The organism is Tabrizicola soli (genome assembly GCF_015999335.1).
In the GTDB taxonomy this organism is placed as follows: domain Bacteria; phylum Pseudomonadota; class Alphaproteobacteria; order Rhodobacterales; family Rhodobacteraceae; genus Tabrizicola; species Tabrizicola soli.
Genome location: NZ_JAEACP010000008.1, coordinates 154,220 through 167,725 on the forward strand (window position 1 = coordinate 154,220; position 13,506 = coordinate 167,725).

11 protein-coding genes are annotated in these 13,506 nt (G+C 68.6%); 8 read left to right on the forward strand and 3 right to left on the reverse strand.

The window, feature by feature from the left end; all coding sequences use genetic code 11:
* Positions 1 to 47: 47 nt before the first annotated feature.
* Together I7S92_RS09255 and I7S92_RS09260 are read right to left on the reverse strand one after the other, a co-directional pair.
* Positions 48 to 1,094, reverse strand: coding sequence for an ABC transporter substrate-binding protein (locus I7S92_RS09255; RefSeq protein WP_242070132.1), 1,047 nt, complete (start codon positions 1,092 to 1,094; stop codon positions 48 to 50).
* Between the two features lie 155 nt (positions 1,095 to 1,249).
* Positions 1,250 to 2,128, reverse strand: a complete 879-nt coding sequence (locus I7S92_RS09260; protein ID WP_197643213.1) for a helix-turn-helix domain-containing protein — start codon at positions 2,126 to 2,128, stop codon at positions 1,250 to 1,252.
* Positions 2,129 to 2,561: 433 nt separating this feature from the next.
* Here I7S92_RS09260 and I7S92_RS09265 point away from each other — a divergent pair, with 433 nt between their 5' ends.
* From I7S92_RS09265 to I7S92_RS09300, 8 genes are all read left to right on the forward strand, one after another.
* The gene (locus tag I7S92_RS09265) at positions 2,562 to 3,197 is read left to right on the forward strand and encodes a TetR/AcrR family transcriptional regulator (protein WP_197643215.1); all 636 of its coding nucleotides are present in this window, start codon (positions 2,562 to 2,564) and stop codon (positions 3,195 to 3,197) included.
* 31 nt (positions 3,198 to 3,228) lie between these two features.
* Entirely contained in the window at positions 3,229 to 4,242 is a 1,014-nt protein-coding gene (locus I7S92_RS09270; RefSeq protein ID WP_197643217.1) for an HlyD family secretion protein, read from the forward strand.
* Positions 4,239 to 6,965: a ribosome-associated ATPase/putative transporter RbbA gene (gene rbbA / locus I7S92_RS09275; protein ID WP_197643219.1), complete on the forward strand. Its 2,727-nt coding sequence runs from the start codon at positions 4,239 to 4,241 to the stop codon at positions 6,963 to 6,965. Before I7S92_RS09270 ends, rbbA begins: the two co-directional genes overlap by 4 nt.
* Positions 6,966 to 8,090, forward strand: coding sequence for an ABC transporter permease (locus tag I7S92_RS09280; protein WP_197643221.1), 1,125 nt, complete (start codon positions 6,966 to 6,968; stop codon positions 8,088 to 8,090). It abuts the gene before it with no gap.
* A 97-nt stretch (positions 8,091 to 8,187) separates the two neighbouring features.
* Positions 8,188 to 9,969 carry a PHA/PHB synthase family protein gene (locus I7S92_RS09285; RefSeq protein ID WP_197643223.1) on the forward strand — a complete coding sequence of 594 codons (1,782 nt, stop codon included), beginning with the start codon at positions 8,188 to 8,190 and terminating at the stop codon, positions 9,967 to 9,969.
* A gap of 100 nt (positions 9,970 to 10,069) precedes the next feature.
* Entirely contained in the window at positions 10,070 to 10,618 is a 549-nt protein-coding gene (locus tag I7S92_RS09290) for an NADPH-dependent FMN reductase (protein WP_197643225.1), read from the forward strand.
* Between the two features lie 180 nt (positions 10,619 to 10,798).
* Positions 10,799 to 11,359, forward strand: a complete 561-nt coding sequence (locus I7S92_RS09295; protein ID WP_197643227.1) for a DUF4202 domain-containing protein — start codon at positions 10,799 to 10,801, stop codon at positions 11,357 to 11,359.
* Positions 11,356 to 12,147, forward strand: coding sequence for an HpcH/HpaI aldolase family protein (locus I7S92_RS09300; RefSeq protein ID WP_197643229.1), 792 nt, complete (start codon positions 11,356 to 11,358; stop codon positions 12,145 to 12,147). The genes I7S92_RS09295 and I7S92_RS09300 overlap by 4 nt, the downstream gene beginning before the upstream one ends.
* A gap of 61 nt (positions 12,148 to 12,208) precedes the next feature.
* Here I7S92_RS09300 and aroC read toward each other — a convergent pair whose 3' ends face one another.
* Positions 12,209 to 13,309 (reverse strand): chorismate synthase, encoded by a 1,101-nt coding sequence (aroC, locus tag I7S92_RS09305; RefSeq protein WP_197643231.1) that lies wholly within the window; start codon positions 13,307 to 13,309, stop codon positions 12,209 to 12,211.
* Positions 13,310 to 13,506 lie beyond the last annotated feature (197 nt).

Sequence of the window (13,506 nt, forward strand, 5' to 3'; positions counted from 1 at the left end):
CCTCCCCCATGAAGTGCCCGGCCCCTTAAGGGACCGGGCCTGGTCAATTACTGGGTGATCCCCAGTGCCTTGCAACCTTCGGCATATTCGCCGGTGCAGATTTCCTCGGGCGTGTTGATGCCCTTGTCGAAGATTTCCGCCTTGATGTTCTCGGCCGTCACCACCGCCGGGACGAAAAGCTCCGAGGGCGTGTCGTAGAGCGTGGTCTTCGCCTCGGGTGTCTCGCCCTTGAGGAAGGCCACCGCGACGTTGGCTGCCGCAGCCGCCACGATCTCGGAGGGTTTCGAGATGGTGTTGTACTGGTCGCCCGAGATGATCAGTTGCAGCGCCGCGATGGTCGCGTCGTTGCCCGTCACCGGCGGGACGGGATCGACGCCCGCAGCCTTGAAGGCCGCCACCGCGCCGCCGCCGGTGCCGTCATTCGCGGCGACCACGCCGACGATCTCGGCCCCGAAGCGGGTGATCTGGCCCGCCGCCCATTGCTGGGCTTCCGGCGGCGCCCAGTCGGGCGTGTCGAACTCGGCCAGCGTCTTGTAGGGCGAGGCGTCGAGCGCCGAGTCGATGCCGTCGCGGATCAGCCCGGCGGCGGCGTCGGTGGGCGAGCCGTTGATCTGGAGGACCCCCGCGCCGTCCGGCACGCCGCTGGCCTTCAGGTGGTCGACCAGCGATTGCGCGATGGCCTGGCCGATGCCCTTGTTGTCGAAGGACACGTAGTAATCCGCCGGGGCATCCGGGATCGGGCGGTCATAGGCGATGACCTTGACGCCCTGCGACTGCGCCAGCGTCACCAGCGCGGCGGCGGCAGCCGAGTCGACGGGATCCAGCACGATCACCTTCGCGCCCTGCGCCAGCACCGAGTTGAACTGCTGCTGTTGCAGCGCCACGTCGGCATTGGCGTTCTGATAGATCACCGTGCAGTCGGGGCAAAGCTTCGCCATCTCGGCCTGGAAGCCGGGATAGTCGTGCTCCTCATAGCGGGTGGAGGCCTGGTCGGGCATCAGGAAGGCCACGGTCGCGGCCTCTTGCGCGAAGGCGGTGCCCGAAAGCAGGGCCAGGGCGGTGCCGGCCATGAGGGTCAGGTGGGTGCGTTTCATTCTCTCTCTCCCTAAGGTGACGTCTTCTGTCCTGCCGTCCGGGACGGCGCGGTCATTCCCGGCTGCGCTGTTCGGTTGCCCGGCGTCAGGCAACACCCGGCCGCGCTGCGCACCGGAGGGTCGGGCGCGGCCAGTCATCTCGGTCCTTGTTCGGGTCAGGCGGCCAGCGTGCTGTTGTCCTCGTGCAGCGCGCGGAACCGGCTGGGCGGCATTCCCTTTCGTCGCAGGAACTGACGGTTGAAGTTGGACAGGTTGTTGAAGCCCACCGCATAGCAGATGTCCGTCACCGTCTTGCCGGCGTCGTTCATCAACATCTGGCAGGCGAGATTGATCCGCAGGCGGTTGACATATTCCACCACCCCCATGCCCGTATGCCGGCGGAAGCTGCGCGAGAAGGCGGATGGCGTCATCCCGGCGGTGGCGGCAAGGTCGGTTTCGCCGAAATCCTCGGTCAGGTTGTCGTTGATATAGGCCAGCGCCTTGTTGACCCCGGCCGTCATGAAGCCGGACGGGTCGGGCAGGTAGGCGTCCGAGGCCAGCGCCCGCGTCCCGCCGTCGGCCGCAAGGGTTGCCAGCAGGTCAAGGAACAGGCTGGCCCGGCGCGGTCCGCGGGCCTGGGTCAGCTCGGCCAGGATCGGCGCGCAACGCTCCGAGCAGCCGTCCGAGAACAGGACGCCACGCCGGCTGAGCTGGAACAGGCCCGCGAAGCCGCCGGTATCGGGAAACAGCTCGGCGATACGCAGGAGCAGCTCTTCGGGGAATTGCAGCACCCGGCTGCGCAGGGGGACGGTTTCGCCCTCGGCAATATGCGAGACCCAGTTGTGCGGCAGGTTCGGCCCGGTCAGCACGAGATTGCCGGGGGCAAACTCGCCGATGAAGTCGCCGATGTAGTACCGGCCCGAGGTCGCGACGACCTGGTGCACCTCGAGCTCGGGGTGGAAATGCCAGCGGACGGTGTGGAACGGATAGCCGTGCTCCCAGGCCTTGAAGGACTGGCCCTGGCCGATCTGGACGACTTCTAGATCCGGCTTCATGCGATCCCCCCTTCCGCCGCGTCTCCCCCACGGCGCAGCGGAGCCTGACGCTCGCCCCTGCACCCTTATCTTGCCGCAAGGAATCAGGCCCTGCTACCACAGGGGGAATGATGAACTGATATTTTTTTGACTTTCTGCGGTGCAGTATTGTCAAATTTATTGCCTTGGGCCGAGGCTGCACAGGGACGATTCCGGAAAGGCTCGGGCGACGGCACGTCGAATGGACCCGCAGATGCGCAGGACAATGACAACCTTTGAAAGAACCGTCCCGGGTCCGGTTCCTGGCCGAGAGGAAAGCAAGCGGCCTATTACAGAAATCTGGACATGCTTGACGGACTGGCGTGTGCGAACAGCTTCTCATACTAGATTTATTGACAAACAGCTCATGTCTTGATCAAAGTAAGTAGATACTCACTTTTATGCGAAGCTTACCATGACATCACGCGCGAAGCATCTGCCGTCGGACGAACGCCGGGCCGAAGCGGTCGAGGCGGTGGTCGAGCTTGCGGCCAGGTCCAATCCCGAAGAGATAACCACCTCGGCCATCGCGGCGCGGATGAAGCTTACCCAGGGGGCGCTTTTCCGGCATTACCCCACCAAGGATGCGATCTGGCAGGGCGTGATGGAATGGGTCTCCGACCGCCTGCTGGCGCGTATCGACCGGCTGGCGGGGGCCGAGGCGGACCCGCTGGCCGCGCTTCAGGCGATGTTCCTTGGCCATGTGGACTTCATTGCCGAACATCCCGGCGTTCCGCGCATGATGGCGGGCCAGTTGCAGAACGCCGGCGAGACCCCGGCGAAGCGGATGGCGCGGACCCTGGTGGAAAACTACGGCAACCGGCTGCGCCGGATCCTTGCCGCCGCCCGCGCCGAAGGTGTCCTGCATCCGACCCTCGATATCGAAGCCGCCGCCGCGCTTTTCCTCGGGATGATTCAGGGGCTGGTGATGCAGCACCTCATCCACGGCGACAGCGCGCGCATGCGGGCCGATGCCGCGCGGGTATGGACGATCTACCGTGCTGGCCTCCTTGCCGGGCCACAGGCGCGGGAGCCGTCGCCAGTCCCCTGAAAGACCCCTGCCGCTGCCGGAGATCCCAGCGATGTCACGCCGTATCCTCATCATCGTCCTTCTTCTTGCCGGACTTCTGGGCCTTGGCGCCTGGACCGTGCTGTTCCGCCCCTCCGACCTGCCGCCCGAGGGGTTTTCCCGCGGCAACGGGCGGATCGAGGCCGACCTGGTCGACATTTCGCCCCGGCTGGCCGGTCGGGTGGCCGAAGTCCGGGTGCGCGAGGGGGATCTCGTGCAGGAGGGCGATGTGCTTGCGGTGATGGACACCGCCGAATTGCGCGCGCAGCTGGCCAGGGCGGATGCGGCCGTCGCCAGCGCCGAGGCCTCGGTCGGGGTGGCGGCGGCGCAGGTGAAGGAAGCGCAGGCGCGGCTTGCGCTGGCGCAAAGCGAACAGGCCCGCGCCGAGACGCTGGGCGAACGTGACGTGATCTCGCGCGAGAACCTGGACGTGAAGCGGACCGAGACGCAACTGGCCGAGGCCAATCTCGCCGCCGCCGAGGCGATGCGCCTGTCGCAGGAGCGGGCCGTCGAGGCCGAGAAGGCCGTCCGGGCCGAGATCGCCGAACGCATCGCCGATGCGACGCTCACCTCGCCTGGCGCTGCCCGGGTCCTTTATCGCCTTGCCCAGCAGGGCGAGATCGTCGGCAGCGGCGGCAAGATCCTGACGCTGATCGACCTCGATGAGGTCTATATGGAGTTCTTCCTGCCCGCGACCGACGCCCCGCGCGTCGTGATCGGCGACGAGGCGCGGATCGTCGCCGATGTGGCACCCGACCGATCCATCCCGGCACAGGTGATCTTCGTCTCGCCGCAGGCGCAGTTCACGCCCAAGCAGGTGGAAACGCTGAACGAGCGCGAAAGCCTGATGTTCCGGGTCCGGGTGCGGATACCCTCCGAATTCGTGCTGTCCCGCGTGGACCAGGTCAAGACGGGCGTGCGGGGCGTGGCCTGGGTCCGGCTGGCCGCCCCGGATGGCACGCTGGCCGCCTGGCCCGAGGGTCTGACCCCGCCCCCTGTCGGCCTGCCGGGCAAGGCCAGGCCATGACGGCCCTACCCGACCCTGTGGCGCAGCTTCAGGGTGTCACGCACCGCTATGGCAGGATGGTGGCGCTGGCCGATCTGACGCTGGCGCTGCCGGCGGGGCGGATGGTCGGCCTGATCGGGCCGGACGGGGTGGGCAAGTCGACCCTGATGGGCCTGGTCGCCGGGGCCAAGCGGCTGCAGCACGGCGAGGTGACCTGCCTTGGCGGCGACATGGCCCAGGCCCGCCACCGCAGGGCGATGGGCGGGCGCATCGCCTTCATGCCGCAGGGACTGGGGCGGAACCTCTATCACGACCTCTCGGTGCGCGAGAACATGGAGTTCTTCGGCAAGCTCTTCGCCCTCGGCCGCGGCGAACGGCGCGACCGCATCGACCGGCTGACCCGGGCCACCGGGCTGCATCCCTTCCTCGACCGGCCGGCGGGCAAGCTGTCGGGCGGGATGAAGCAGAAGCTGGGGCTCTGTTCCTCGCTGATCCACGACCCGGATTTCCTGCTGCTGGACGAACCGACCACCGGCGTCGACCCCCTGTCCCGGCGGCAGTTCTGGGACCTGATCGCCACGATCCGCGCCGACCGGCGGCAGATGAGCGTGCTGGTCTCGACCGCCTATATGGAGGAGGCGGCGCTGTTCGATCATCTGGTGGCGATGGACGCCGGCCGCGTGCTGGCCGAGGGTCCGCCGGAGGATCTGATGGCAAGCACGGGCACCGCTTCGGTCGGTGATGCCTATGTCTCGCTCCTGCGCCGGTCGGGCGAAAAGGAAGAAGCAGCCCCGCAGCCCCCTGCCGCCACCCCCCTGCCCGACAGCGGCGAGATCGCAATCCGCGCGCGCAACCTGACCCGCCGTTTCGATGATTTCGTCGCGGTGGATTCGGTCAGCTTCGACATCCGCCGGGGCGAGATCTTCGGCTTTCTCGGCTCGAACGGCTGCGGCAAGACGACGACGATGAAGATGCTCACCGGCCTCCTGCCCGCCTCCGAGGGCGAGGCCTGGATCTTCGGCCAGCCGGTCGCCGATCAGGGCATGGCGGCGCGGGCCCGCGTCGGCTTCATGTCGCAATCCTTCTCGCTTTACGGCGAGCTTACCGTGCGGGAGAACCTGGTCCTGCATGCGCGGCTCTACCACCTCGGGGCGGCGCTTTCGGAACAGCGCCTGGCCGACCTGGTGCCCCGCTTCGGGCTGACCGGGCACATGGACCATAAGGCCGGCGACCTGCCGCTGGGGCTGCGGCAGCGGCTGTCGCTGGCGGTGGCGGTGATCCATTCGCCCGAGATCCTGATCCTGGACGAGCCCACCTCGGGCGTCGATCCGCAGGCGCGGGACGATTTCTGGCGGCTGCTCCTCGACCTGTCGCGCAACGAGCGGGTGACGATCTTCATCTCGACCCATTTCATGGACGAGGCGATGCGCTGCGACCGGATCTCGCTGATGCATGCCGGGCGCGTCCTGGTGTCGGACCCGCCCGCCAGGATCGTGGCCGACAGCGGCGCGGCCTCGCTGGAGGAGGCCTTCATCGCCTATATGGCCGCCGAACTGCCCCCGGAGACACAGGCGCCGCCCGCGCTGGCCGCCAAGGCGGCCCCCCCGCCGGATGCGGCGGGCTTCAGTCTCCGCCGTCTCCTCGCTTTCACCTCGCGCGAGGCGATGCAGGTGCGCCGCGATCCGGTGCGGCTGGCCTTCGCCTTCCTCGGCAGCGCGCTTCTGCTGCTGGTCATGTCCTTCGGCATTTCCCAGGAGGTGCGCGACATTCCCTTTGCCGTGCTCGATCATGACGACAGCCCCGCGAGCCGGGCCTATGTCTCGGCCTTCCGCGATTCCCCCTGGTTCAAGCTGCAACCGCCGGTCCTGGACGTGCAGGCGCTGGACGACCGCATGACCAGCGGGGAGCTCGCGCTTGCGCTGGAGATCCCGCCCCGCTTCGGCGCCGATCTGCGGGCCGGGCATGGCGCCGCCGTCGCCGCGACCATCGACGGCGCCGATACCGGCCGCGCCGGCACCGTCGAAAGCTATGTCTCCGGCGCGCATGGCGCCTCGCCGGCCGGGATCGCGCCGGGGCGGGCCGAGGCGCAGATGCCGCCCCCGGTCACGCTGGAGCCGCGATTCCGATACAACCCCGACATGGCCAGCCTGCCCTCGATCGGGCCGTCGATCCCGCCGCTGCTGCTTCTGCTGTTCCCGGCGATCCTGATGGCGGTCAGCGTGGCCCGGGAAAAGGAGATCGGGACGATCACCAACTTCTACGTCACGCCGACCGGCCGGGCCGAGTTCCTGATCGGCAAGCAGCTGGTCTATATCGGCATCGGCCTTCTGAACTTCGCCATCCTGACGGCGCTTGTGGTGCTGGTGCTGCGGGTGCCGCTGCATGGCAACCCGCTGGCCCTGGTGCTGGCGACCGTCCTCTATGTCGTGGCGGCCACCGGCTTCGGCCTGATGGTGTCGATGCTGACGGCGACCCAGGTCACCGCGGTCTTCGCCGCCACCGTGCTGTCGGTGATGCCGACCCTGCAGTTTTCCGGGATGCTGACCCCGGTCTCCTCGCTGGAGGGTCCCGCGCGGGTGATGGGCAGCCTCTGGCCCACCACCTGGTACATGATGGCCAGCGTCGGCAGCTATACCAAGGGGCTGGGGCTGGCCGACCTTGGCGGCGCGCTGATGCGGCTTGCGCTGTTCGGGCCGGTCTTCACCGCGATCGCGGTTGCCCTCCTGAAGAAGCAGGAGCGGTAGATGCGCCCCCTGATCAACACCTTCTGGCTGACCGGGAAAGAGCTGAAAAGCGTCCTTGGCGATCCGGTCATGGTGATCCTGATCGCCTGGTCCTTCGTCGTGGCCGTCATGCTCGAGGCCCAGGGCGCGGGCGACACGGTGCGCAATGCCTCCATCGCCATCGTCGACGAGGACCGCTCGCCCCTGTCGCGACGGATCCCGGACGCGCTGATGCCGCCCTGGTTCCAGACGCCGGTCGCGATGAGCGCCGATCAGGCCGCCGCCGCGATGGACCGGGGCGAGATCATGTTCGTCCTGTCCTTCCCGCCCCGCTTTGCCGCCGATGCCATCGCCGGCCGCGTGCCCGCCGCGCAGCTGCTTGCCGATGCCACGGCGGTGTCGCAGGCGCAGCTCGGCACGGACTACCTGCGCAACATCGTTCAGCAGGAGGTGCGGGTCTTCCTGGCCACCGGCCCCGACGTCGCCCAGCCCGAGCTGAAGCTGGAGCTGCGCCGCGCCTTCAACCCGAACGGCAACCCGGTCTGGTTCAAGGCGATGTCCTCGCTCCTCAACCAGCTGTCGGTGCTGACCATCGCCCTGACCGGCGCGGCCATGCTGCGCGAACGCGAACACGGCACCATCGAGCATCTGATGGTCATGCCGCTCAGCCCGGCCGAGGTGGCGGTGTCCAAGGTGCTGGCGACCATGATCGTGGTGCTTGCGGCCTTCACCGGGTCCTTGCTGATCGTGGTCCGGGGGGTGCTGGACGTGCCGGTCGCGGGCTCGATGCCGCTCTTGGTCGGAGGAGCCGCGGTCTATCTCTGGGCCGCCTCGGCCATCGGGATGCTTCTGGGCACGCTGGCGCGCAGCATGGCGCAGTTCGCGCTCCTGGTGATCATGGTGATCATCCCGGTCATCATGCTGTCGGGCGGCATGGGCGCCGTGGAAAGCCAGCCCGACACCGTGCAGAAGCTGACGCAGGCGCTGCCCTCGCGCCATTTCCTGGCTTTCGCCAAGGCGGTCGCCTTCCGCGGCGCGGGGCTTTCCGCGGTCTGGTCGCAGCTTCTGCTGATGGCGGGGCTGGGGGCGGCCTTCTTCGCGGCCAGCCTTCTGCTGTTCCGCAGGTCGATGAGCGTGACCGGATGACCGGGGCACTGGACTATCCGGCCCGCAGGACCCAAGTCAGAGGCATGCGGTCGCCTTCGGGGGGCCGGATCGTTTCGCCGGAAGGGAGACCACCGCAATGAACCCGCAAGACACCGCCCCGCTCACTGGCGCCCCCACGGGCGACGGCGCCGAGGAGGAAGGCTTCCGGGCGGTCGACCGGCTCTGGTCGGCACAGCGGGGCCGCTTCACCGGCGGCCTGTCGCCGGCGGCGCTGGCGCTGGCGTTCATCGACTGGTCGGTGCATCTGGCCAACGCTCCCGGCAAGCGGATGGACCTGGCCGTGAAAGGCGGCAAGGCGGCCGGCCGGTTCGCGGCCCATGCCTTCGGCGCGGCGCTCAACCGCGCGGCGCCTCCCCCGATCGAGGCACCGCCGGGCGACAACCGCTTTGCCGCCGAGGAATGGGGCAGGCTGCCCTACAGTCTCTGGGCGCAGGGATTCCTCCTTGGCCAGCAGTGGTGGCGCGATGCCACGGCAGCGGTTCCCGGCGTGACCCCGCATCACGAAGAGGTGGTATCCTTCACCGCCCGCCAGATCCTTGACATGATGTCACCGGCGAACAACCCGATGACCAACCCCGAGGTCATCGCCAGGACCGTCCGCTCGGGCGGCATGAACTTCGTCCAGGGTTTCCAGAACTGGCTCGAGGACGCCACCCGCATGCTGGACGGCCGCCCGCCGGTCGGGGCCGAGGATTTCGTCGTCGGCCGCGATGTCGCCGTCACGCCGGGCAAGGTGGTCTGGCGCAATGACCTGATCGAGCTGATCCAGTATTCCCCCACGACCGAAACGGTGCGGGCCGAGCCGGTGCTGATCGTGCCGGCCTGGATCATGAAATACTATATCCTCGACCTCTCGCCGCAGAATTCGCTGATCCGCTGGCTGGTGGCGCAGGGCTACACCGTCTTCTGCATCTCGTGGCGCAACCCGACGGCCGAGGACCGCGACCTGGGGATGGAAGATTACCGCAAGCTGGGCGTCATGGCGGCGCTGGATGCGGTTTCCGCCATCGTGCCGGGGCAGAAGATCCATGCCGCCGGCTATTGTCTGGGCGGCACGCTGCTGTCGATCGCCGCCGCGTCGATGGGATGCCGGAGGGATGAGCGGCTTGCCTCGCTCACGCTCCTGGCGGCGCAGACCGATTTCACCGAACCGGGCGAGCTCGCCCTGTTCATCGACGACAGCCAGATGCATTTCCTGGCAAGCATGATGTGGGCGCGCGGCTATCTTTCGGCCGACCAGATGGCGGGGGCCTTCCAGCTGCTGCGCGCCAACGACCTGGTATGGTCACGCCGCATCCGCGAATATCTGATGGGCGAGCGTGGCCCGATGATCGACCTCATGGCATGGAACGCCGATGCGACCCGGATGCCATACCGGATGCATGCCGAATACCTGCAGAAGCTGTATCTCGACAACGAACTGGCCGCCGGCAGGTTCCTGGTCGAGGGGCGGCCGGCCGCACTTCAGAACATCCGGGTGCCGATCTTCGCCGTCGGCACCGAGCGCGACCACGTCGCGCCCTGGAAATCCGTCTACAAGATCCATTACCTGAGCGGGGCCGAAGTCACCTTCGCCCTGACCAGCGGCGGCCACAATGCCGGCATCGTCAGCGAGCCGGGCAGGCCAAGGCGGCGCTATCGCATCGCCGTCAAGCGGGCCGGCGGCGCCTGCCGGACCGCCGAGCAATGGGCCGAAGAGGCAAGCCGCAAGGACGGTTCCTGGTGGGTGGAATGGGGCGACTGGCTTGCCGCGCGCTCCTCCCCCGACCCGGTGCCCGCACCCACGGCGCCGGGCGCGGATGACCGGGGCTATCCGGTACTGGGGGAAGCGCCGGGAACCTATGTGCTGCAACGGTGAGGGACAGGCGAGCTTCATGCCTGACGCTCCCCGCATCACGACCAAAGCCGGATCCTGCGCTGCTTGCGCCCTTTTTACGACCGCTCAGGAGAATTGACGCATGACCACGATCCTTGGCCTCTCGGGCAGCCTGCGGAAGGCCTCGTTCAACGCCGGGCTGCTGCGGGCCGCCGCCGAAGTCGCGCCCGAGGGCGTGACGATCCAGATCGGCTCGCTCCGCGAGGTGCCGCTCTATGACGCCGATCTCGAGGCGGCCGAGGGCCTGCCCCCCGCCGTCGCCACCCTGCAGCACCAGCTGGCCGGGGCGCAGGGTCTTCTGCTGGTGACGCCGGAATACAACAACGGCATTCCCGGCGTGTTCAAGAACGCGATCGACTGGGTGTCGCGCGGCCCCGGCCTGTCGATGTTCGTCGGCAAGCCGGTGGCGGTGCTGGGCGCCTCGCCGGGGGGCTTCGGCACCATCATGGCGCAGGCGCATTGGCTGCCGGTCCTGCGGACCCTCAAGGCGGATCTCTGGGCCGACGGGCGGATGCTGGTCTCACGCGCGCAGGGCAGCTTCGACGCAGAGGGCAACCTGACCAGCGAGGAAACCCGCGCCAGGCTGGCAGAGTTCGTCCACGGCTTCGCCCGCCGGCTTGGCGCGGGCTGAGCGCCCCGGCATGGGTCGCCGGCCTTCGGGTTCCGGCTTGCGGATATGCGGGGATGGTCGCGCCCGTCCCCGCATCTGCCGGCGGCGGCGTCCCAATCCGGTCATTTGTCGCAACCGGCCCTTCCGGTGCACCCGGCTTCCGTGCAAGATCGGCAAAGTCACTGCGCGGGAGGGGGGAACATGGCCGGCGATCTGCATCAGGCCCTGGCGGCGATCGACGAGGCGAACTCGGTCGATCCCAAGGGCGAGGCGCTGGTCTACGGCCAGCGCATGTCCGAGGAACTGGCCCAGCTCTTTCCCGGCGCCTCCGAAGTCCTGCAGATCGCGGCCCGCGGCCAGCATGTCGAACGCTGGCTCCTGCCGCGCTCGGACTACCCGGAGGGGAAAGCGGGCTACCTCGCCTGGCGGCGCGAACAGGCCCGGCGCCATGCCGAACGCGTGGCCGGCATCATGGAGCGCGCGGGCTATGACCAGGAGACCTGCGCCCGCGTCGGCACGCTTCTGCGGAAAGAGGGGCTGAAGCGCGACGACGAGGTGCAGGCGCTCGAGGATGTGGCCTGCTTCGTCTTCCTGCGCTACCATTTCCCCGCCTTCGCCGCCGCCCGCGATCCGGCCGAGGTCGAGGACATCGTCCGCAAGACCGCCCGCAAGATGTCGCCCGAGGCCCGGGCCCGGGTGCTGGTGGAATTCGCCCTGCCCGAACCGCTCGCCGCCGCCTTCCGGAACGGAGATTCCGCATGACCCGCCTCCGCCGCCTTTGGGACCAGGACCGGCCTGCGCTGAACGCCTGGTGCTCGATCGGCAACCCCTTCGTCGCCGAGATCATGGCCGCGCAGGGCTTCGACAGCGTGACCGTCGACATGCAGCACGGCGCGCTGGACTATGCCGACATGCTGCCGATGCTGCAGGCGATGCGGGCCAGCGGGGCGACGCTTCTGGCGCGGGTGCCCTGGCTCGACCCCGCCCCTGTGATGAAGGCGCTGGACGCCGGGGCCGAGGGGATCATCTGCCCGATGGTCAACACCGCCGAGGAGGCCGCCCGCTTCGTCAGCTACATGCGCTATCCGCCGCAAGGCCTGCGCAGTTTCGGCCCGACCCGCGCCGTCTTCGCCCACGGCCCCGACTATGCCGCGCAGGCCAACGCCCGCCTTCTGGCCTTCGCCATGGTCGAGACCGCCGAGGCGCTGGCGAACCTCGACGCGATCGTTTCCACCCCCGGACTTGACGGAATCTACGTCGGCCCGGCCGACCTGACCCAATCGGTCGGCCAAGGGCGGCTCCCGTTCGGGATGGACCGGGAGGAACCCGAAATGATCGCCGAGATCCGTCGCATCGCCGAGGCCTGCCAAAAGCGCGGGATCATCGCCGCGCTGCATTGCGGGACGCCGGACTATGCCTACCGCGCCATCGGCTGGGGCTTCCGCATGACCACGGTCGGCGGCGATTCCCGCTTCCTCGCGGCGGCAGCGGCGCAGGCGGTGGCCGGGTTCCGGCGGCTCACCCAGGCCGACAAACCGGGCGGCTCCTGACCCATCCCGCGCGACGGCGATTTCCGAATGGAAATCGTGCCGGAAATCGTCCGATTTCCGCTCACCCGATCCGCCCGCGCCGGCCCCCGGTCTGGCCGCGGTCCAGCAGCAGATGGTCCAGCAACACGCAGGCCATCATCGCCTCGCCCACCGGCACCGCGCGGATGCCGACGCAGGGGTCGTGGCGGCCCTTGGTGATCAGGTCCACCTCGGCCCCGGCTTGCGTCACCGTCCGCCGGGGCGTGAGGATACTGGACGTCGGCTTGACCGCAAAGCGGCAGACCACCGGCTGCCCGGTGGAGATTCCGCCCAGGATGCCGCCGGCATGGTTCGACAGGTACTCCGGCCCCCCCGGCCCCATGCGGATCTCGTCCGCGTTCTCCACCCCGGTCAGGCTGGCCGCCGCCATCCCCTCGCCGATCTCCACGCCCTTCACGGCATTGATCGACATCATCGCCGCGGCCAGGTCGCTGTCGAGCTTGCCGTAGAGCGGCGCCCCCAGCCCCGCCGGCACGTCCTCGGCCACCACCTCGATCACCGCCCCGACCGAGTTGTGCGCGAGCCGCAGCTCGTCCAGGTAGGCCGCCCAGTCCTTTGCCGCCACCGGATCGGGACACCAGAACGGGTTCTCCTCGATCTCGGCCGCATCGAACCGCGCCCGGTCGATACCCTTCACCCCCATCTGCACCATGTAGCCGGTGATCCGCAGCCCCGGCACCAGCGCCGCCAGCACCGCCCGCGCCACCCCGCCCGCCGCCACCCGGCTGGCCGTCTCGCGCGCGGAGGACCGGCCGCCGCCGCGATGATCGCGGACGCCGTATTTCTGGTGATAGGCGATGTCCGCATGTCCCGGCCGGAACGACTGCGCGATCTCGCCATAATCCTTCGACCGCTGGTCGGTGTTCTCGATCATCAGCTGGATCGGCGTGCCCGTCGTCTTCCCCTCGAACACGCCCGAGAGAATCCGCACCTCGTCCGGCTCTTTCCTTTGGGTGGTGAACTTGGACGTCCCCGGCTTCCTCCGGTCCAGCCAGGGTTGCAGGTCGGCCTCGGACAGCGCCACGCCGGGCGGGCAGCCATCCACCGTGCAGCCGATCGCGGGCCCGTGGCTTTCGCCCCAGGTGGTGACGCGGAAGAGATGTCCGAAGGTGTTCAGGCTCATGGCGGTCTCCTACGGATCGGGCATACAGGCCGCGCGACCCTTGCCACAAGCCTTGACCGACGGAAAATCCTCCCCACGGCGTCGAACGGTCACGCCGCCGTGAAAATTCCGGCGCGTCCGGGGTTGAAATGCCGCCCGCCGGCCCCACCTTTTCCCGGCGGGCCGGGCCCCTCTGACGACGCCAGTCGTGATGTCGG

Bases quoted from the DNA above. Each gene is read 5' to 3' on its own strand.
- I7S92_RS09255 (WP_242070132.1), bottom strand. From the start codon at position 1,094: ATGAAACGCACCCACCTGACCCTCATGGCCGGCACCGCCCTGGCCCTG.
- I7S92_RS09260 (WP_197643213.1), bottom strand. From the start codon at position 2,128: ATGAAGCCGGATCTAGAAGTCGTCCAGATCGGCCAGGGCCAGTCCTTC.
- I7S92_RS09265 (WP_197643215.1), top strand. From the start codon at position 2,562: ATGACATCACGCGCGAAGCATCTGCCGTCGGACGAACGCCGGGCCGAA.
- I7S92_RS09270 (WP_197643217.1), top strand. From the start codon at position 3,229: ATGTCACGCCGTATCCTCATCATCGTCCTTCTTCTTGCCGGACTTCTG.
- rbbA (WP_197643219.1), top strand. From the start codon at position 4,239: ATGACGGCCCTACCCGACCCTGTGGCGCAGCTTCAGGGTGTCACGCAC.
- I7S92_RS09280 (WP_197643221.1), top strand. From the start codon at position 6,966: ATGCGCCCCCTGATCAACACCTTCTGGCTGACCGGGAAAGAGCTGAAA.
- I7S92_RS09285 (WP_197643223.1), top strand. From the start codon at position 8,188: ATGAACCCGCAAGACACCGCCCCGCTCACTGGCGCCCCCACGGGCGAC.
- I7S92_RS09290 (WP_197643225.1), top strand. From the start codon at position 10,070: ATGACCACGATCCTTGGCCTCTCGGGCAGCCTGCGGAAGGCCTCGTTC.
- I7S92_RS09295 (WP_197643227.1), top strand. From the start codon at position 10,799: ATGGCCGGCGATCTGCATCAGGCCCTGGCGGCGATCGACGAGGCGAAC.
- I7S92_RS09300 (WP_197643229.1), top strand. From the start codon at position 11,356: ATGACCCGCCTCCGCCGCCTTTGGGACCAGGACCGGCCTGCGCTGAAC.
- aroC (WP_197643231.1), bottom strand. From the start codon at position 13,309: ATGAGCCTGAACACCTTCGGACATCTCTTCCGCGTCACCACCTGGGGC.